Origin of the sequence: Paraburkholderia sp. CI2, assembly GCF_014201055.1 — a bacterium.
GTDB classification, from domain to species: Bacteria; Pseudomonadota; Gammaproteobacteria; order Burkholderiales; family Burkholderiaceae; genus Paraburkholderia; species Paraburkholderia tuberum.
Genome location: NZ_JACHDL010000029.1, coordinates 42,988 through 59,724, shown reverse-complemented (window position 1 = coordinate 59,724; position 16,737 = coordinate 42,988). Strand labels below are relative to the sequence as shown.

Below are 16,737 nucleotides of genomic sequence, written 5' to 3'. Positions count from 1 at the left end.
GCAGAGGCCCCCATGCTTGACAAGAGCACGTTCCGCGACGCGATGGCCGGGCTTGGCGCGGCCGTCAACATCATCAGCAGCGACGGCGAAGCCGGCCTTGCGGGCTGCACCGCCTCGGCGGTCTGCGGCGTCACCGACGAGCCGCCCACCCTGCTCGTTTGCATCAACCGCAGCAGCCGCAACAACGCGGCGTTTCGCAGCAACGGCAAGCTCTGCGTGAACGTGCTGAGCGCCGAGCAGCAGGCGCTTGCCGCGCACTTCGCCACGAGCGCGCTCGCGATCGAAGAGCGCTTCGCCGCCGCGCAATGGGACGACCTCGCAACCGGCGCGCCGGTGTTGCAGGACGCGCTCGCATCGCTCGACTGCGAGATCGAGTCGGTGACCGAAGTCGGCACGCACACGGTGTTCTTCTGCGCGGTGAAAGCCGCGCGCACGCAGGGCGCGGGCGATGCGCTGATCTACTACGGCCGCCGCTATCATCGCGTCGGCGAGCGCTCGGTTCACGCGACGCCCGCCGCTTCACCTGCCCCGCCCCAGCCTCGCCAACGGCCCGGCCGCGATCGTCCGGCCGAATAGCGCTGCCGCGGTGCGCTCCGGATCGAGCGCAATACTTTCGCTCGCTGCACCGACGATCAACGCGTCGAGCAAAGCAGTCAGCGTCGGCTCCCGCGACTCGCCATGCCGATGCGACGCGAACCCCCGTCCGCCGCGATCGCACGTCGCTCGCCCACGGAATCCTCGATCGCCCATCACGCCTCCGTGCCATGCGTCATTGCACGCCGTCGTTCGATCAACGCGTCACGCCCGCACGACGCCCGTCATCGGTCTGCCCGCCATGGTCCGGCCAAACAGCGCTGCCGCCGTCCGTGCGGGATCGAGCCCGAGACTTTCACTCGCGGTGCCGGCGATCAACGCATCGAGCGAGGCGGTCGGCTTCAGGTCGCGCGACTGATACAGCTGATGCGGCGCGAGGCCCGGCCAATCCGCCATCACGCGTCCGCCCTGCACCGACCCGCCCACCACCATCGCGACCGAGCCGGTGCCGTGATCGGTGCCGCCCGTGCCGTTCGCGGCGGCGGTCCTGCCGAACTCCGTCGCGACCAGCACCGTGGTCTTGCTCCACGATGAACCCATGCCGTCGCGCAACGCCGCGAGCATCGTGTCGAGTGCCTTCAGTTGATTCGCGAGCCGCGCGTTCTGCGCGCTGTGCGTGTCCCACCCGCCGGTCTCGATCATCGCGATGCGCGGACCGTCGTCGCGGGCCAGAAAACCGGCCGCGAGCTTGCCGAGGCTCGCCGGGTCCTGGCGCGCGCCAGCGTCGCCCGCAAGGCCGCGCGCCGCCATCGCCGATTCCCACAGCGCGCGCAGCTGCGCGTCGTGCTCGTACAGTTGCGATACGCGCGCGAGCAGATCATCGGGCGCCTGCGGCAAGGCCGACGGTGCATACGACGTCACCGCCGCGGGCCCGCGCAGCGCCATCGGCACGGTCGGCGCGAACGCGATCGCGTTTTCGCGGGTGGCGGGCAGTTGCGCGGCGAGCCGGTTGAGCCAGCCGTCCTTCGTCTGATACGGCGACGTGCCGCCGGTTTCCAGCACGTTCTGTCCGTCGAAATGCGAGCGGTCGCGATACGGTGAGGCGACCGCGTGCACGAACAACGCCTCGCGCTGCGCGTACAGCGTCGCCATCTGCGCGAGCGCCGGATGCAGCGCGAACGTGCCGTCCAGATGCGGCGCGTTCGACGCATCGATCGCGAGCGGCCCGCGCAGCGTCGCATACGCGGGGTCCGCGTACGGCACGACGATGTTCAGCCCGTCGGCCGCGCCACGCTGGATCACGAACACGAAGCGGCGGTCGGTCGCGACATGCGCGAACGCAATCCGCGGCGACACGAGCAGTGCGCCGGCACCGGCGGCGGCGACGCTCAGAAACTGACGGCGTGACAGCATGGCGTTCATCTCCGTTGAAAATCGGGCGATACGAGCAGCAGCGCGATCGCCGTCGATGCGCTTTCCGCGCGCGACACCGCCGTGGCCGTCGGCTCGCTGAGCGAGCCAGCCAGCAAGGTCTGGCCGAGCGAGCGCGCATCGAGCCGGTCACCCACGCGCGCGGCGAAACGTTGCGCGACTTCGACGCGGCGCACGAGCGCATCGGGCGCGGCCCAGCTCGCGGCGATATCGTCGTAGCCGGCGGGTGAACCGGGCCGCCACACCGGCTGGCCAAGCTGCGTGAGGATCGGCGCGCTCTGCAGATTGCCGGGCTCGTGCCAGCCGAGTCCGCGCATCGACGAGATGGTCCACTCCCACGGCGTCTTGAACTTCACCGCGGCCGGCGACCACGCTTGCGGCGTATCGATCAACGCGCGATAGACGGTCGGCAGATCGCCGTCGCTGCGCGTGAACGCATCGGCCAGACGTTCGCCGACGCCAGGTGGCGGATTGTCGGCGACGAAATGGCGCGCGAGCTTCGTGCCGATATGCTGCGCGGTGGCCGGCGCGTGCGCGAGGTCGTGCAGGATCGCGAGCGCCTGCTGTTCGCCGGCTTCGTCGTAGCGGCGTCCCATGATCGTGCGCGAGCCGGGCTCGTGCAGCGCGGGACGAAACACGAAGCTGCCGGGTTCGCCGTTCTGTTCCAGCGCGCGGCGGTTTGCATTGGCGCCCCCGTTCCCCGGATTGCCGACGAGACTCCAGCCGGTCAGCGCACGCGCGAACTCGGTCACGTCGTCCTGGCTATAGCCGCTGCGCACGCCGAGCGTATGCAGCTCCATGATCTCGCGCGCGAGGTTCTCGTTGAGTCCGCGTTTGTTGTCCGGATTGCGGCGCGCGGCGCGCAGCGCGGCCATGCTGTCGGGACCGACCGAGCGGGTCTGGTCGAGGAACAGCTGCATGGCCGGATGACGCTCGACGGCCACCAGCATGTCCTCGAAACGGCCGAGCACGTGCGGGCGAATCGCCTCCGCTTCGAACGACCCGGCGAGCGCCGCGACGCCGGGCTTTTCGGTCGACACCGCGAAGTGATTCGCCCAGAAATGCACGAGGCGTTCGATGAACGGCGTCTGCGTGGTCAGCGCGCTTGCGACGCGCGCATTGACCGACGAGCGGTACATGTCGAGTATCTCGACGCGCAGTGCTTTTCTTTCGGCTTGCCTGGCGGCTTGCGCGTCGGTCTGGCTGGGTGCTGCGGTGTTGTTCGCATTCTGGCTCGGGGTGGTCTCCTCAGCCGCCTTCTGTTTCGACTGCTGTTCCATCTGCATGCGCTGCTGCACGAGCTGCGTCGACAATGCGATCGAATCGGGTTGGTTCGCCCACGCGTCGGGCCGCGGCTGATATTGCTCGAACTGCGCGAGCAGCCAGCCTTTCGGATCGGCGGGCGGCGTGTCGTCGGCGCGCGCGCCGAGGCCGAAGCGGTTCAGTGCGATCGCCGCGGCATTCAGGTTCGGTGAGTTGGCCATACGCTCCTCGTCGGCAGGTAGGACACCTGCATGTCCGTTAAACGGCCGACACGCTGAAATCCGTCGCTATCGCGCGCATTTTTTATTCGCTCGATGCGGCATTCGCCGCCGGTTTTTTCGCGTTCGGCGCCGGCTGCGCTTCGCGCCATTGCCCGCGCAACTTCAAACTCTCGGCGAATTCGACGCGCTCCTCGGGCGTCAGCGTCGCCGCGAAATCGGCGACGCTCGCTTCGACCATCGCGCGCAGGCTGACGTCGGCCGCGCGCGTGCGCGCGAGCGCGGCATCGAGTGCGGCGCGATCGAACTGCGGCGCGGCCAGCAGACGCAGCACCTCACGACGCCCTTCGCGAGCCTCGCGCGCATACTGGCGGCCGTCGCGCCGCGCGCTCTTCAGGCCGTCGATAAACGCCTGCCGCTGCTGCGCCGACAGCGGCTCGGCGGCAAACCGCAGCGCGCGCCGGTCCTGCGCCGCCGCCGGCGGATTCGCACCGTGCGCGGCGAACCATTGATACGCGCCGCCGGCGATCGCGCCGAGCAGAAACACGTTGAGCACCACCGAGCCCAGCAGCGCAAATTTCCACGAGCGCCCGTTCATTCGCCGCTCCAATCGGCGGAGCTGCCGCCGAAGCTCGAAGTCAGATACGAGGATTCATGCACGACCGGCGCGTTCTCGGTCAGCACGAAGAACGACACCGCGAACGCCCCCGCCACGCCGCCGAGCAGCCCGACACCTGCCACCGCCGCGCCCGACCACCACAAACGCCAGCGCGCCGCTGGGCGTCGGGACGGCGCGCGGTCGATGATGCGACGCTGCAGTTCGAGGCTCGGCGGCTCGAGCTCGTCGGCGGCGAGCCACGCGTCGAGGCTGGCCGCATCGCTCAACGCTGCATCGGCTTCGTCGCGATGCGCGCGCGCCCACGCCTGGGCGGCTTCGCGTTCGCGCTCCGGCCAGCGGCGCGCGTCGGCACCGTAAGCTGCAACGATCTGATGGAATCTTTCGGGCGTCATGACTTGTCCTTGCTAAGGCCGCTGCCGGCCAGTTGAGCGCGCAAACCGCGGCGCGCGCGGCCCAGCAGACTCTCCAGCGCATCGACGCTGACGCCCATCAAGGCCGCAGCGTCGAGGTTCGACATCTCCTGGTAGTAGGTCAGCACGAGTGCCTCGCGCTGTCGCGCCGGCAGCGCGGCGAGCGCCGCGCGCACGCGCGCGTGGTCGGCACGTGCTTCGAGCCGCGCGTCGGGCGGCGCGGCGGGATCGGCCGAATCGGGCAGTTCGTCGCTCGGGTCTTCGCGCTGGCCGCGCAGACGGTCATAGCAAAGATTGAGCGCGACCCGATGCATCCACGTGTCGAACTTCGCTTCGCCTTCACGCCAGCGGGCCGCCTGTTTCCAGATTCGCACGAAGACCTCCTGCGCGACGTCCTCCGCTTCCATGCGATCGCCGAGCATGCGCGTGGCGAGCGCAAGTAGCCGCGGCAGCTTGCGCGCGACCAGCGAGCGGACCGCGCCGGGCTCCGCGCGGCCCACCCGCGCGATCAGCTCGGCGTCCGGATCGGGTGGTGCGTCGCTCAAGGCGTGCGGCTCGGTCGCGACATCACGCGCGCGCTTTCGCGTGAGGACCGCATCACGGGATCAACGTCGTTCACTTGCCGCCGCTCCTTCAGCTGTCGTGTCGTTATGTTGTCGTGCCGCTACGCCGCTATCCGGCCAGGTATCACGTACGCGGTCAATATACGACGACCGCCGGCCGGTAATAGGCCGGGCGTGCCGGATAGACCACACAGCCGGCGAGCGAGGCCGCCAGCAGAATCATCACGAGTGTTTTCATCGCAAGCCTCGTTCAAGCCCAATGTCCTTCGATCCAGCGCCAGTGCGGCCCACGTTGCGCCCAATGCCCGGGCACCCAGTGATAGCCGACGCGCACCGGCTGCCAGTGGCCCGGCACCCACACATAGCGGCCGTGCTCCCAGCGCCAGCGGCCCTGATCCCACACATAGCCGTTCCGTGGCGCGGGCACGACTTCGACGCGCGGCGGCGGCGGTGCCATCGGCGCGATCATCACTTGTGCGGAGGCGGGCGCGGCCGTCAGCGTGGCCGCGCAGCACAGCGCGGCGCTCAGCGTGGAACCGAGCAAGCGACTGATGCGGTTGGTGTTCATGTCGATTTCTCCCTTCAAGGCTGGAACAAGTCGGCGCCCAGGACGGCCCCGTTTCTACTTGAACGCGGCAGCGGAAGAAATCCGTCGCGCTTTTGGCAAAAAAGCACGAATACAGTCGGGCTCATGAAAGGCAATAGTCGGCGTATTGCCCGGAAATTTTCACCTTTTGATGGTCCAATGCCCGGGCTGCAATCACTGGCGTCGGCCGTTACGCTTCTAACAACAATTTCCAGCACCGTTCATACCTATCGATGGAAGGGCTGGACCGCGAATGTGGAGCCACCAAAGAATGTTCCGTAAAGCCCTTTTGCCCATTCCGTTTGCCGCCGCACTGTTCGTGCTGAGCGCATGCGGCAACAGCAGCATCAGCTCTCCTTCGACTGCATCCACGCCGGCCTCCGCACCGGCTGCTACCGTATCCGCCCAGGACGCGTTGGCAACGGCAACGCCAATCAAGCACCTCGTCGTGATCTTCGGTGAGAATCGTTCTTTCGATCACTACTTCGGCACCTATCCGAACGCGCAGAACCCGGCCGGTGAACAGGCGTTCACGGCGGCGGCGAACACGCCGGCCCAGATCAACAATCTGAATCAGAATTCGCTTCTGACGAGCAACCCGAACTTCCTGAACGCGGCGAACAACGCGGCCTCCGCAGGCAGCGGTATCAATCCGTTCCGCCTCGACCGCAGCCAGGCCAACACCAACGGCCAGTCGCACGACTACATGAAGGAACAGCTCGCCTACAACAATGGCGCGGCGGACCTGTTCCCCAAGTACACGGGTAACAACAGCGCCGGCAGCGGTTCGACGTTCGGCACGCCGGGTCTCGTGATGGGCTATTTCGACGGCAACACGGTCACCGCGCTGTGGAATTACGCGCAGAACTTCGCGATGAGCGACAACATGTACACCGACACGTACGGTCCGTCGACACCGGGCGCGCTCGAGGTGGTTTCCGGCCAGACCAACGGCGCTATTCCTGCGAACGGTGCCGCTCAAGGCGACAACGTGATTGCCGACGGCGCGGGCAGCTTCACGATGAACGGCGATTCCGACCCGACCGGGGACGTGTGCAACACCTCGACGTCGAGCGGCCAGGCCACGCTGAGCTCGAATAACAAAAACATCGGTGACCTCCTCAACGCGAAAGGGATTACGTGGGGCGGCTTCATGGGCGGCTTCGACCTGAGCGCCACCAACTCGAACGGCACCACGGCGTGCAAGCGCAGTACCTACTCGTCGGTCCTCGGCGCAACGAAGACGGACTACATACCTCACCACAACTGGTTCCAGTACTACGCTACGACGGCCAACCTGGCGCACACGCGCCCGACGTCGACCGCGCTGATTGGACAGGCCGACCCGCTCGATTCGACGGCTACGCCGGTGCACCATCAATACGACGTCAACGACTTCTTCACGGCCGTCTCGGCGGGCAACTTCCCGTCGGTCAGCTACCTGAAGGCACCGGCCGTCGGCGATGCGCACCCGGGCAACTCGGATCCGATCGACGAGCAGGCGTTCATCACGAAGGTCGTCAACTTCCTGCAACAACAGCCGGACTGGAAGAACACCGCCGTCATCATCACGTACGACGATTCGGATGGCTGGTACGACCACGCTTATGCGACGCCGACGACTTCGTCGTTTGACGCCACCGCCGACCAGCTGAACGGCGCGGGCACCTGCAACGCAACGGGCGCTAAGCAAGGCGTCGGCGTGACAGGCGCGGCTGTCAACGGCCGTTGCGGCCCGGGAACGCGTGTTCCGCTTCTGGTGATCTCGCCGTACGCACGCAGCAACTACGTTGACCACACGGCGGTCACTCAGGCTTCGGTTGTCAGGTTCATCGAAGACAACTGGCTCGGCGGCGCCCGCATCGGCAACGGATCGCACGATGCGACGACGGGGAGCATCGCGTCGCTGTTCGACTTCACCAACGGTGGCAAAACGCCGGCGTTGTACCTCGACACGAACCTTGGCACCAAGCTGTCGGCTCCTCCTGCAACGAACTAAGGAGCCACCGTTTATCCGTCCGTTCTGCCGCACAGGGAAGTACGCGGTGTGACGTTCAGGGAACGGAGCTGTTGATGCCCGTCAATCAGTGATGACGTCGAGCCAGCCGGTACGGTGGCTCGACGTGCTTGTTTGCAGTTCAGCTTGACTACCGCTATCGCCATGAATCGTCGTTCGAACGCCACCTTGTCTTCGCAACTACCCACCGGAAGCGGCCCGTCCCCTCGCGCTGCGAGCAGCACGTGGCGTCGCCTGATCCTCCGGATAGTGCTGGGCATCGTGCTGCTGGGCGCCGCTCTGGTTGGCTACGCGCTGATCTATCCCGAGCGTATGCCCGCGCCGATCGGCGATACGGTCGAGAATCTGACGGGCCTCAACGCCCATCCGGTCAAGCTCCAGCGTCCCCCCGTCGCGCCCCTTAGCGCGGTCGCGGTACTCGGCAGGGACCTGTTCAATGATCCGTCGCTTTCGGCGTCGGGCAAACAGTCGTGCGCGTCGTGCCACAGCGCCGCGCACGCTTTCTCGCCTCCCAACGACCTGACGGTACAACCAGGCGGCCTTCACATGACGGAAGCGGGCTATCGGCCGGTGCCATCGCTCGCGTACCTGTATCGCCAGGCGCCGTTCAGCATCGGTCCCGATCAGGGCGATACCGACGCCGCACCGGTCAGCCTCGATACGCAGGCATCGGCCGCGCTAGGCGTGCAGCGCGCCCAGAAAACCGCGGGCGCGGCGCCTGCCGCGCCGGCTATGGTGCCGCAAGGGGGACTCTTCTGGGACGGCCGGGCAAGCACGCTGCAGGACCAGGCGCTTGGGCCGCTGACCAACCCGGTCGAGATGGCGAACCCCGATCTGGCTTCGGTTGCCGACAAGCTAAGGCACTCGAAGCACATCGATACGCTCAGGCAACTTTTCGGTCCGCACGTCGTCAACGATCCCAATCTGCTCGTGTCGGAAGCCATGTTCGCGATCGGTCGGTATCAATTCGAAGACCCGGCGTTCCATCCATTCTCGAGCAAATACGACGCCTGGCTCGAAGGACGTGCACGCCTCACACAAGCCGAACTACGTGGCTTGCGTCTGTTCAACGATAAGGACAAGGCCAATTGCGCGGGTTGCCACCTGAGCCAGCCGACGTCGGACGGCCTTCCACCTCTTTTTACCGACACGCAGTATGAAGCGCTCGGCGTGCCGCGCAATCGCGAACTTGCGCAGAACAGGAATCCGAAGTTCTACGACATGGGCATTTGTGGGCCATTCCGGACCGACATGGCCAGCGAGACGCAGTATTGCGGCATGTTCCTGACGCCGACACTGCGCAATGCCGCCGAACGCAAGACGTTCTTCCACAATGGCGTGTATCACGACCTCAAGCAGGTGCTGGACTTCTACAACCTGCGCAATACGTCGCCGGACAGAATCTATCCGCGCGATGCGTCGGGCAAGGTGCAGAAGTACGACGATCTGCCGCCGCAATACCATGCGAACGTGGATGTCGCCGATGCGCCGTTCGACCGCAAGTTCGGCGACCAGCCCGCGATGACCGATCAAGACATCCAGGACATCATCGCGTTCATGAAGACGCTGAGCGACGGGTACAAGGACTGAGCAGCCGCGCTGGACGCCGCCGCGCTGCACCTTCCAGGCTGCGGCACGCGGCCCGGTGCGCTATCCTTGCCGGTCCGCGACCTTATCCCTACCCTCCCCGATGGCCGATTTTCCTTTCGACGCTGTGCTCTTCGACTGCGACGGCGTGCTCGTCGATTCCGAACCGATCACGAACCGCGTGCTCACCGAGATGCTCGGCGAGCTCGGCTGGCATTTGAGCGTCGAAGAGACGATGCGCATTTTCGTCGGCAAGATGGTCAGGGACGAAGCCGCGTTGATCGAGGCGCGCACCGGCTTCGCGATCACGGCCGGGTGGCTGGCGCAGTTCCGCGCGCGTCGCAACGTGGCGCTCGACAATGAGTTGCGCGCGATCGACGGCGCGCCTTTCGCGGTCCGCGCGCTGCAGCAGAGGTTGAATGGACGCATCGCGGTGGCGTCGGGCGCGGATCGCATCAAGATCGAATTGCAGCTCGTGAAGGCCGGCATCCTCGACTGCTTCGACGGACGCATCTTCAGCGGCCACGAAACGCCGCGCAGCAAGCCGTTTCCCGACGTCTACCTCGCCGCGGCCGCGGCACTCGGCGTCGAGCCGACACGCTGTGCGGTCATCGAGGATACGGTAACGGGCGCGACCGCGGGCGTCGCGGCCGGCGCGACGGTATTCGGCTATTGCTCGACGCACCTCGGCCATAGCAGCGCGACCGCGTTGCATGGCGCGGGCGCGGTGCACGTGTTCAGGGAGATGGTTGAGCTACCGGCGTTGCTCGCGGGATGGGGCACGCGCTGATCGACCGACGTGTTGGCGGTTGAACGACACCGGCTTGCCGCAAGTTGGCCAACGCCGATCAGTTTTCGACTGCGCAGATACGGTCGATCAGCGCTCGAGCCAGCACAGACGTTGAATCCCGCCGCATGGCATGGTGCGTGCAACTGGAACGCCCGAGCGCAAAGCATTTGCGCGCTCGCTACCCATCCAACGTTGCCGGAGATTCATCATGTCCAACTTGACCCTTGCCGACCTGTCGCGCTGCGACGACCTCGACCACGCAGCCGCACAGTCCGTGCGCGGCGGCCATTCGTGTTTCCCGCACGAATACCCGCCTTCGTGTTACGGCGAAAAACCGCCGGTTCGCGGCCCGTCGTACTACAACCCGCCCTCCTACAACCCCTGCCAGCCCGTGCATTACGGCTGCGGGCCGGTCTACACCCCGGTCTGCCATCCGGAGCCGGGCAAAATCGTGCCGCTGTAAGCACGAGGCCCAGCGCCGTTGCGTACGACGGCGCAATCATGCATGGGTTGCGGCCTGGGTTGGTACGATCGGGCCGCATCGCGCGCTTCATGCTCTTATTCGAAGGCCGGATCGATCGGCACGCGATAGCCGACCGCTAGCCGGTTCGTTTCGTTCGCCATCCCGACGATGGCCTGCAGCTCGCCGAACATCTCGTTGGTCATGCCGGCGCGGCGTGCCGCCGCCGTGTGGCTCGCGACGCAATAGCCGCAGTTGTTCGTCACGCTGACCGCGACGTATAACAGCTCCTTGACGAGCGGGTCGAGCGCGCCGGGCGCCATCACTTCCTTCAGGCTGTCCCACGTGCGCGCGAGGGTCGGCGGATGCTGCGCGATGTACTTCCAGAAGTTGTTCACGTCGTCGACCTGGCGGGTCGCTTTGATGTCGTCGTAGACGGCTTTGACTTCGGGTGATGCGTCCGTGTATTCGATTGCTTTGGGCTGGGTCATGCGGGCTCCTTGGCGTGTCGGTTGGGGGGGCGTCGGGGTATTGTGCACTTGCAGTGGCGGATGCGTGAGGCGAATGTGTACCCCACCGCGCCTCTCAATCCTTCCTGACCCACTCCATCCGCACCGACTCGAGTTCTCGCGGCAAACGCGGTGAGACAGGCGCCCGGCGCGGCAATTCGACGAAGCCGAGACGCCGGTAGAGCGCGTATGCGCGCTTATTGCTGATCAGCACATCGAGCACGAGTTGCTGCCGATCGCGTTCGCCACGCCCCGCGCGAGCCTGCAAATTCATCAGCTCACCCGCGCGCATCGCATCCGCAAACAGCGTGCTGAAAACACCCGTGCCGCGCAGGCGCTCATGCGTCGCGCAATGCGCGATCAACCTCTGCGACGACTTCGGCGCCGGCAATTCGCTTTCGAGCACGAGGCCGCGCAACAACATGCGAACCGTGCGGCGCAAGCCAAAGAACAGCAGTAGCATCAGCGCGACGTGCGGATCGTCGAACCATGTGTGGCGTCCGTCATGCAGCGCGAGCACCGCGACCGGCTGATCGTTTCCGGTCACGGCAACACGGTGGCGTCGATACGAAAAGCGCCCGAGCTTCGAGGCAAACGCAAACGCCAGAAATTCGATGCAAGCTTCGGCCGGCTCACCGAGAAAGAAACCGAATTCACGCACGCCAGATGCGAAGATCAGCGGCGCGCATGCTTCGGCATCGTCGGCGCGCGCGGCGCGAAAGCGCAGGAGGAGCGGTTCGTCGTCGCGAGCGGGCGCGTGCGCACGTGCGGGTTCTACGGCATACATAGCAGACTGCCCTTTCGTGGATTCGTTGATTCTTTGTGTTTAGCGCGGCAGGCGCGCGAGCGCGCACTGGTCTTTATAATTAGCCAGGCTGACAGGAAGTCAGTATCTTTTAAAAGTTCGCTTTTCCTTGCACGTCCAATAGAGCACCATGCCAAAACCGACGCACACAGTCACATTCAGTGGAATCAAAAAATAATTCCCTTTTTTGAATCCTAGCAGTACCGAAATCGCCGAATAGAGGAAGCTGAAGATCTCGCCCGCCAGCAACACGGTATTGATCCGCGGCATGATGGCGCGATAGCCATTCGTGCCTTTCGGCGTTCTGTGAAAGTCGCCATACACGCCGAACAGAGCACGCACGCCGCCGACGAAGTAGTACCAGGCCATCGGCAAAAACATCGCGATATAGCGGTAGGTGTCCCACAAATCTTTCACGGCGCTCCGCTTGTCATCGAAACGTGCCCCGCGGCGCGCACCGAGCGCATTTTCGAGCCCCCAGAGCACAGCCAGGCCGAAGAACGTAAACGCCCCCCAGCGCATGAATGCGGCATCGAAATGTACGAAACAGGTAAGCGGCAGGCTCAGCAAGATCAGTACATAGATTGACGCGAGCAGCACCGACGAAAACATCACGGAGATAGCGTGCATTCGCTTCATCAGAGGCATGCGTTGCACCACCATCTGCTTCACATGCTTGAAGCCGCTATGAATTAGTCCGCGCCCCCAACGCTCGCGTTGAATGCGAAATGCGCTAATGGTCTCGGGCAGCACCGACATCGACACCACGTCGCGCAAATAAGCGTATTTCCAGTCGCCGAATTGCGCGCGATAACCGAGATCGACGTCTTCCGTGACGGTCGACGCATTCCACCCGCCCAACGCATCGACGCACGCCTTGCGCCATACACACGAACTGCCGCTGAGCGATGCCATGTCGCCATCCTCGCTCAGGCCGACCGTCACGTATTGCTGATGGCCCATTTCCATCGCCTGGAAACGCGTCAGAAATGACACGTCGCGATTCTCGTAACCGATGCCCGTTTGCAGGAATCCCAGTTTTGGGTCCCGGAAACACGGAATCGTCTTCAGCAGAAAGTCGACGGGCGGCACGAAATCCGCGTCGAAAATAGCGAAGAACTCCCCGCGCGACTGCTGAATGCCGTTGACCAGATTGCCCGCTTTGTAGCCCTTGCGGTCGAGTCGCCTGAGCAGACGAATATCGACGCCTTGCGCCGCGTATTGCGCGACTTTCCCGCGCGCGAGTTGTGTGGTGCCGTCCGACGAATCGTCGAGCACCAGAATTTCGAGCAATTCCGCGGGATAGCTCAGACGGCAGGCGGCATCGATCAGCCGCTCCACCACCTCTGATTCATTGCAGATGGGCAACAGCACGCTCACCGACGGCCGGCAATCGGCGTTGGCTTCGGCAGCCGAATGCTCGAGTTCGGTCAATTTGCGCCGTTCCACCTTTCGCGAAATCAGAAAGACCCGCAATTCAAGGAGCACGTACAGCGCAAAATAGACGACCACGACGAGAAAAACTGCCTGGCAAAACCAGGAAAGCAATGCGAGCATCGTGACCGCTCCATCAAAGCTTCACGACGGCGCAGATTTCTTCCAATCGATGTGCCCAGGTATGGTTCTCTCGCACGTATTTCGCACCGGCTTCGGCGCGATCGAGGTCCGCACGCGAAGGTCCGTGACGCAGCCGCGCGAACAGATCTCGCGTTTCTTCATAGGTATTCACAACGTGACAGAAATCGCGGAAATGGCGATCGACGGCGCGGCTCGGGTTTGTCACCGCAATACCCCCGCAGGCTAGAATCTCGAGCAAGCGGCGCGAAAACATCGTTTCGGAACTCGTGACCGAATTCACGTTGATCGAAACCGCGTGCGACTTGTAGACGTTCGCCGTTTCCCGATGTGGCACCTTGCCATGCAGGCGCATCTGGCTTGTCTTCGGAAAGCGGAACTCGAAATGGCGCGACAGCCGGTCGTGATTCCGGTCGAACACATTGAGCGGCATCTCGTTGTGCTCGCAGATTTCGAACACCATGTCGAGAAAGCGGCGCCTCTCATTCAGAATGCGCCGGTAATAGCTGCCTGTAAAACAGACTTCGTTGCGCGTGAAATTGAAGCCCGTGAAGCTATGAAAAGCCGGCTGAAAGGGCATGATTAGCGTATTCACGGGCACGTGCGCCGGCACCTGCTGGCGATAGCGTGCGAGGCATTCTTCATCTGTGGTGAAGACGTAATCGAACGCCTTCGCCACGTCGATGAACGCTTCGAAGAACGGACCGTCGTCCTTATTCCAGAATACCGTGGGAACGCCTGCTTTCCTCGCGAAATCGACCAGACGGAAAATCGCGGTTGGCTTTGTGAGGCGCAACGTTTTCGGCTGCTTCGCCAGTTCGTAGCGCCAGCTACCGTCCACGCCGTGGAATGCGGATTCGGCGAGCACCAGATCCGGCTTCCAGTTAGTGATGACGTCGCGGTAATTCGAGGGCGTCATCACACGAACACGGCATTCGGCAGACAGACAGTCTGCCGTGAAATAGTCCGTGACGAGCGCAATCTTCAGACGGCCAAATGGCCCGTCTCGTTCGACATCTTCCGATACTTTCGGATAGTCGTAGACCAGCGAACCCAGTCTTCTAATGACCCTGCCAACCATTCCCCTCACCCCGCACTTTTTGGTAGCGCCTTGATGACAAAATCGCGCCAGCAACGCTGTGTGGTCGCGTATTCTTTTGCTTGTTCGCCGAGCGCGGCGAGCGCCGGGCGATCGGCCAATGCCGTTTCGATCACGCGCGCGAGATCCGCCGCGTCGCCAGCGTTGAAGAACCAGCCTGCCGGGTGTGCGCCCATTTCGTCGCGAAACACCGGCAGGTCGGGCACGATGACCGGTTTGCCCATCGCCATCGCTTCGACGAGCTTGATGGGAGGGACGATCTCGCAAACCTTGAACGGTTTGCGCGGGATGCACACGAGCGCGCAGCGGCTCAACGCCTCATGCGCCTGTTGCGGTGACGTCCGGCCCAAAAAGCGGATGTGTTCCGACAAGCCGAGGCGCTGCACTTGCGATTCGAGCGACAACCGCGCTTCACCATCGCCGATGAGGCTCACGGAAATCCGCACGCGGCGTGCGCGCAATTGCGCCACGGCGTCGATTAGGGTGTCGAGTCCCTCATAGGCCATCAACGAGCCCGCATAGCCGATCGTGTCATGCATTATTTCACGCGATGCGAGCGATACGAATCGCTCGGGTTCGACACAATTGGGCAGCAGGAACATGCGTTCCTTGTCGATGCCCCAGCGCGCGCGCGCGAAGCGTCCCAGTTGCTCTGAAATCACGAACACACGATCCGCGTGGCGCGCGACGAGCCCTTCGAGTTCGAGGCCTTGCTGGAAGCCCTGGCGACCTTCGTAGTGCGGCGCGCGCGAAATACGCGTGAGTTCCCACAGGCCGCGCATTTCATACTGAAACGGAATGCCCAATTGGCGCGCCGCCAGCAATGCCGGCAAGGCGTTCACATGATTCGACGCAGCGTGAATGACCGACACGCGATGTTGCTTCGCCCACTGCGCCACCACGCGCGCCGCCTGCATCGCATACAGCAGCACCGGCCGATTATTGGCTGGCCCCACGGCATGTAGATACCGTACTTCATCGACCTGGGTCTCTTCGCTCAACGCGTCGCGCAAACGGTCGATCCGATCAAATGGATAACCGGGCCGCGTCATCGCATGCACGCGCCCGCCCGCCGACGCCATTGCTCGAATGATCTCGTGCGTGCGCGTCGTATAGCCGCTCGTGTGATACGGCAACGCGCTCGCGGCCACATACAGAAGTCCCCCGGCACCGGCGTCGAATGACGCGGCGGGCGCACGCCGCTTCGCCTTGCGATCCAGCGTGCGGACCGTTAGCCAACGGCTCAATCCCAAATACGGCTCGCTAACGAATGTTTGCAGAGAATCGAATGTGCTGCTCATGCCCGCACGGTCCCCTGCTGCTTGAGTTCCGCGCGTGCGAGATCGACCGTTTGCGACACCCTGATCTTGCCGCGCGCGTGCAGGTCGAGAAATTCGGCGGTCGTGATCACGTCGTAGTCTTTTGTCAGACGGCGCAAGAGCTTGCGATAGCCCTCGACACGTTGATCGTCGCGATAAGTCGCGTAGCCCTTTTCATCCCAGTACAGCAGCGACCACGAATGCAGCAGGAAAATGGAAAACGTCGGGCTGCCGCTGAACGCATCGAGCAGCAATTTGCCCCACCAGGGACGGAAGCGGAAATACGGCGACTCCGGATACGTGAGGCGCGCCCACCATTCGTCTTTGCCGACCTTCGGCAAGATCTTTTTTTCCGTCATCGGTACTTCGATCACACCGTTCGACCATGCGTACGGCAGATTCGTCGGCTCGCTGAAAATGGCCTGTTTCGCGTGGACGGCGCACATCGAATTGTTGAACGACGCCTGCACGCCCGCGGCTTTCAAGGCGCGTATCGTGGACGCATTCCAGCGGAACGAACCTGCCCGATGCGCGAGAACCGGCTTGCCGGTTTGCTCCGAGATAAGCCCGCCAAAATGTTTGATGACGAACTCGGCGCGTGCGTCGTCGGTATATTGATTCATATACTGCGGACGGCGCGCGAGTCCATGCTCGGCCCAGAACGAATCGGGCAAATATTCCGGGTGCGTGTGCAGTTGCACGTCCTGACCCACGGAATCGAGCCAGCGCACCACTTCGCGCGTTTCTTCCAGATACGACCACGCGCCGCATTGATCGACGAAATAGACGTGCCTGGCGCCGAACTCGTCACCAATCTCGGCCATTTCACGAATTCCCGCGGTTCCACGCTCGTGTACGCCCCACATGAGCCGCTTGACGTGATCGTGCGGCGCGCGTTTGGGCAGCGCTTCGGCATCGACCGTCAACATGGCATAACGATTCTTTTGCATCT

At 63.9% G+C, this 16,737-nt stretch carries 16 protein-coding genes and 1 pseudogene; 5 read left to right on the top strand and 12 right to left on the bottom strand.

All coding sequences use genetic code 11. The annotated features are described in order from the left end of the window. Nucleotides 1-12: 12 nt before the first annotated feature. Nucleotides 13-576 carry a flavin reductase gene (locus tag HDG32_RS30265; RefSeq protein WP_184072953.1) on the top strand — a complete coding sequence of 188 codons (564 nt, stop codon included), beginning with the start codon at nt 13-15 and terminating at the stop codon, nt 574-576. Between the two features lie 222 nt (nt 577-798). Here the strand turns inward: HDG32_RS30265 and HDG32_RS30260 are convergent, their stop codons facing one another. From HDG32_RS30260 to HDG32_RS30235, 6 genes and pseudogenes are all read right to left on the bottom strand, one after another. Continuing rightward, nucleotides 799-1,947 (bottom strand): DUF1501 domain-containing protein, encoded by a 1,149-nt coding sequence (locus HDG32_RS30260; protein WP_184072951.1) that lies wholly within the window; start codon nt 1,945-1,947, stop codon nt 799-801. Between the two features lie 5 nt (nt 1,948-1,952). Continuing rightward, the gene (locus HDG32_RS30255; protein WP_184072949.1) at nt 1,953-3,449 is read right to left on the bottom strand and encodes a DUF1800 family protein; all 1,497 of its coding nucleotides are present in this window, start codon (nt 3,447-3,449) and stop codon (nt 1,953-1,955) included. Between the two features lie 82 nt (nt 3,450-3,531). Further along, on the bottom strand, nt 3,532-4,044 hold the full coding sequence (locus tag HDG32_RS30250; protein ID WP_184072946.1) for a periplasmic heavy metal sensor: 513 nt from the start codon (nt 4,042-4,044) through the stop codon (nt 3,532-3,534). Then, entirely contained in the window at nt 4,041-4,457 is a 417-nt protein-coding gene (locus HDG32_RS30245) for a hypothetical protein (RefSeq protein ID WP_184072944.1), read from the bottom strand. The genes HDG32_RS30250 and HDG32_RS30245 overlap by 4 nt, the downstream gene beginning before the upstream one ends. Then, nucleotides 4,454-5,044, bottom strand: a pseudogene (locus HDG32_RS30240) (RNA polymerase sigma factor); the annotation flags it as partial. The pseudogene HDG32_RS30240 and the gene HDG32_RS30245, both read right to left, overlap by 4 nt. 244 nt (nt 5,045-5,288) lie before the next feature. Next, on the bottom strand, nt 5,289-5,606 hold the full coding sequence (locus tag HDG32_RS30235) for a YXWGXW repeat-containing protein (RefSeq protein ID WP_184072939.1): 318 nt from the start codon (nt 5,604-5,606) through the stop codon (nt 5,289-5,291). A 289-nt stretch (nt 5,607-5,895) separates the two neighbouring features. Between HDG32_RS30235 and HDG32_RS30230 the strand changes: the two genes are divergently transcribed. The 4 genes from HDG32_RS30230 (at nt 5,896) to HDG32_RS30215 (ending at nt 10,481) form a co-directional block, all read left to right on the top strand. Beyond that, complete coding sequence (locus HDG32_RS30230) at nt 5,896-7,623, top strand: phospholipase C (RefSeq protein ID WP_184072937.1); 1,728 nt, start codon at nt 5,896-5,898, stop codon at nt 7,621-7,623. Nucleotides 7,624-7,785: 162 nt separating this feature from the next. Beyond that, nucleotides 7,786-9,231, top strand: coding sequence for a cytochrome-c peroxidase (locus HDG32_RS30225; RefSeq protein ID WP_184072935.1), 1,446 nt, complete (start codon nt 7,786-7,788; stop codon nt 9,229-9,231). Nucleotides 9,232-9,331: 100 nt separating this feature from the next. Beyond that, complete coding sequence (locus tag HDG32_RS30220; RefSeq protein ID WP_184072933.1) at nt 9,332-10,018, top strand: HAD family phosphatase; 687 nt, start codon at nt 9,332-9,334, stop codon at nt 10,016-10,018. A 208-nt stretch (nt 10,019-10,226) separates the two neighbouring features. After that, the gene (locus HDG32_RS30215) at nt 10,227-10,481 is read left to right on the top strand and encodes a hypothetical protein (RefSeq protein ID WP_184038248.1); all 255 of its coding nucleotides are present in this window, start codon (nt 10,227-10,229) and stop codon (nt 10,479-10,481) included. A gap of 95 nt (nt 10,482-10,576) precedes the next feature. Here HDG32_RS30215 and HDG32_RS30210 read toward each other — a convergent pair whose 3' ends face one another. The 6 genes from HDG32_RS30210 to HDG32_RS30185 form a co-directional block, all read right to left on the bottom strand. Next, on the bottom strand, nt 10,577-10,969 hold the full coding sequence (locus tag HDG32_RS30210; RefSeq protein WP_184072931.1) for a carboxymuconolactone decarboxylase family protein: 393 nt from the start codon (nt 10,967-10,969) through the stop codon (nt 10,577-10,579). A gap of 94 nt (nt 10,970-11,063) precedes the next feature. Beyond that, a complete protein-coding gene (locus tag HDG32_RS30205; protein ID WP_184072929.1) occupies nt 11,064-11,774 on the bottom strand; it encodes an N-acetyltransferase in 711 nt (236 codons plus the stop codon). 99 nt (nt 11,775-11,873) lie between these two features. Continuing rightward, on the bottom strand, nt 11,874-13,349 hold the full coding sequence (locus tag HDG32_RS30200) for a glycosyltransferase (RefSeq protein ID WP_184072927.1): 1,476 nt from the start codon (nt 13,347-13,349) through the stop codon (nt 11,874-11,876). Nucleotides 13,350-13,362: 13 nt separating this feature from the next. Then, on the bottom strand, nt 13,363-14,448 hold the full coding sequence (locus HDG32_RS30195) for a glycosyltransferase (RefSeq protein ID WP_184072925.1): 1,086 nt from the start codon (nt 14,446-14,448) through the stop codon (nt 13,363-13,365). 5 nt (nt 14,449-14,453) lie between these two features. After that, on the bottom strand, nt 14,454-15,767 hold the full coding sequence (locus HDG32_RS30190; RefSeq protein ID WP_184072923.1) for a glycosyltransferase family 4 protein: 1,314 nt from the start codon (nt 15,765-15,767) through the stop codon (nt 14,454-14,456). Continuing rightward, the gene (locus HDG32_RS30185; protein ID WP_260334548.1) at nt 15,764-16,735 is read right to left on the bottom strand and encodes a polysaccharide deacetylase; all 972 of its coding nucleotides are present in this window, start codon (nt 16,733-16,735) and stop codon (nt 15,764-15,766) included. The genes HDG32_RS30190 and HDG32_RS30185 overlap by 4 nt, the downstream gene beginning before the upstream one ends. Between the last annotated feature and the right edge of the window lie 2 nt (nt 16,736-16,737).

Bases quoted from the DNA above. Each gene is read 5' to 3' on its own strand.
- HDG32_RS30265 (WP_184072953.1), top strand. From the start codon at position 13: ATGCTTGACAAGAGCACGTTCCGCGACGCGATGGCCGGGCTTGGCGCG.
- HDG32_RS30260 (WP_184072951.1), bottom strand. From the start codon at position 1,947: ATGCTGTCACGCCGTCAGTTTCTGAGCGTCGCCGCCGCCGGTGCCGGC.
- HDG32_RS30255 (WP_184072949.1), bottom strand. From the start codon at position 3,449: ATGGCCAACTCACCGAACCTGAATGCCGCGGCGATCGCACTGAACCGC.
- HDG32_RS30250 (WP_184072946.1), bottom strand. From the start codon at position 4,044: ATGAACGGGCGCTCGTGGAAATTTGCGCTGCTGGGCTCGGTGGTGCTC.
- HDG32_RS30245 (WP_184072944.1), bottom strand. From the start codon at position 4,457: ATGACGCCCGAAAGATTCCATCAGATCGTTGCAGCTTACGGTGCCGAC.
- HDG32_RS30235 (WP_184072939.1), bottom strand. From the start codon at position 5,606: ATGAACACCAACCGCATCAGTCGCTTGCTCGGTTCCACGCTGAGCGCC.
- HDG32_RS30230 (WP_184072937.1), top strand. From the start codon at position 5,896: ATGTTCCGTAAAGCCCTTTTGCCCATTCCGTTTGCCGCCGCACTGTTC.
- HDG32_RS30225 (WP_184072935.1), top strand. From the start codon at position 7,786: ATGAATCGTCGTTCGAACGCCACCTTGTCTTCGCAACTACCCACCGGA.
- HDG32_RS30220 (WP_184072933.1), top strand. From the start codon at position 9,332: ATGGCCGATTTTCCTTTCGACGCTGTGCTCTTCGACTGCGACGGCGTG.
- HDG32_RS30215 (WP_184038248.1), top strand. From the start codon at position 10,227: ATGTCCAACTTGACCCTTGCCGACCTGTCGCGCTGCGACGACCTCGAC.
- HDG32_RS30210 (WP_184072931.1), bottom strand. From the start codon at position 10,969: ATGACCCAGCCCAAAGCAATCGAATACACGGACGCATCACCCGAAGTC.
- HDG32_RS30205 (WP_184072929.1), bottom strand. From the start codon at position 11,774: ATGTATGCCGTAGAACCCGCACGTGCGCACGCGCCCGCTCGCGACGAC.
- HDG32_RS30200 (WP_184072927.1), bottom strand. From the start codon at position 13,349: ATGCTCGCATTGCTTTCCTGGTTTTGCCAGGCAGTTTTTCTCGTCGTG.
- HDG32_RS30195 (WP_184072925.1), bottom strand. From the start codon at position 14,448: ATGGTTGGCAGGGTCATTAGAAGACTGGGTTCGCTGGTCTACGACTAT.
- HDG32_RS30190 (WP_184072923.1), bottom strand. From the start codon at position 15,767: ATGAGCAGCACATTCGATTCTCTGCAAACATTCGTTAGCGAGCCGTAT.
- HDG32_RS30185 (WP_260334548.1), bottom strand. From the start codon at position 16,735: ATGCAAAAGAATCGTTATGCCATGTTGACGGTCGATGCCGAAGCGCTG.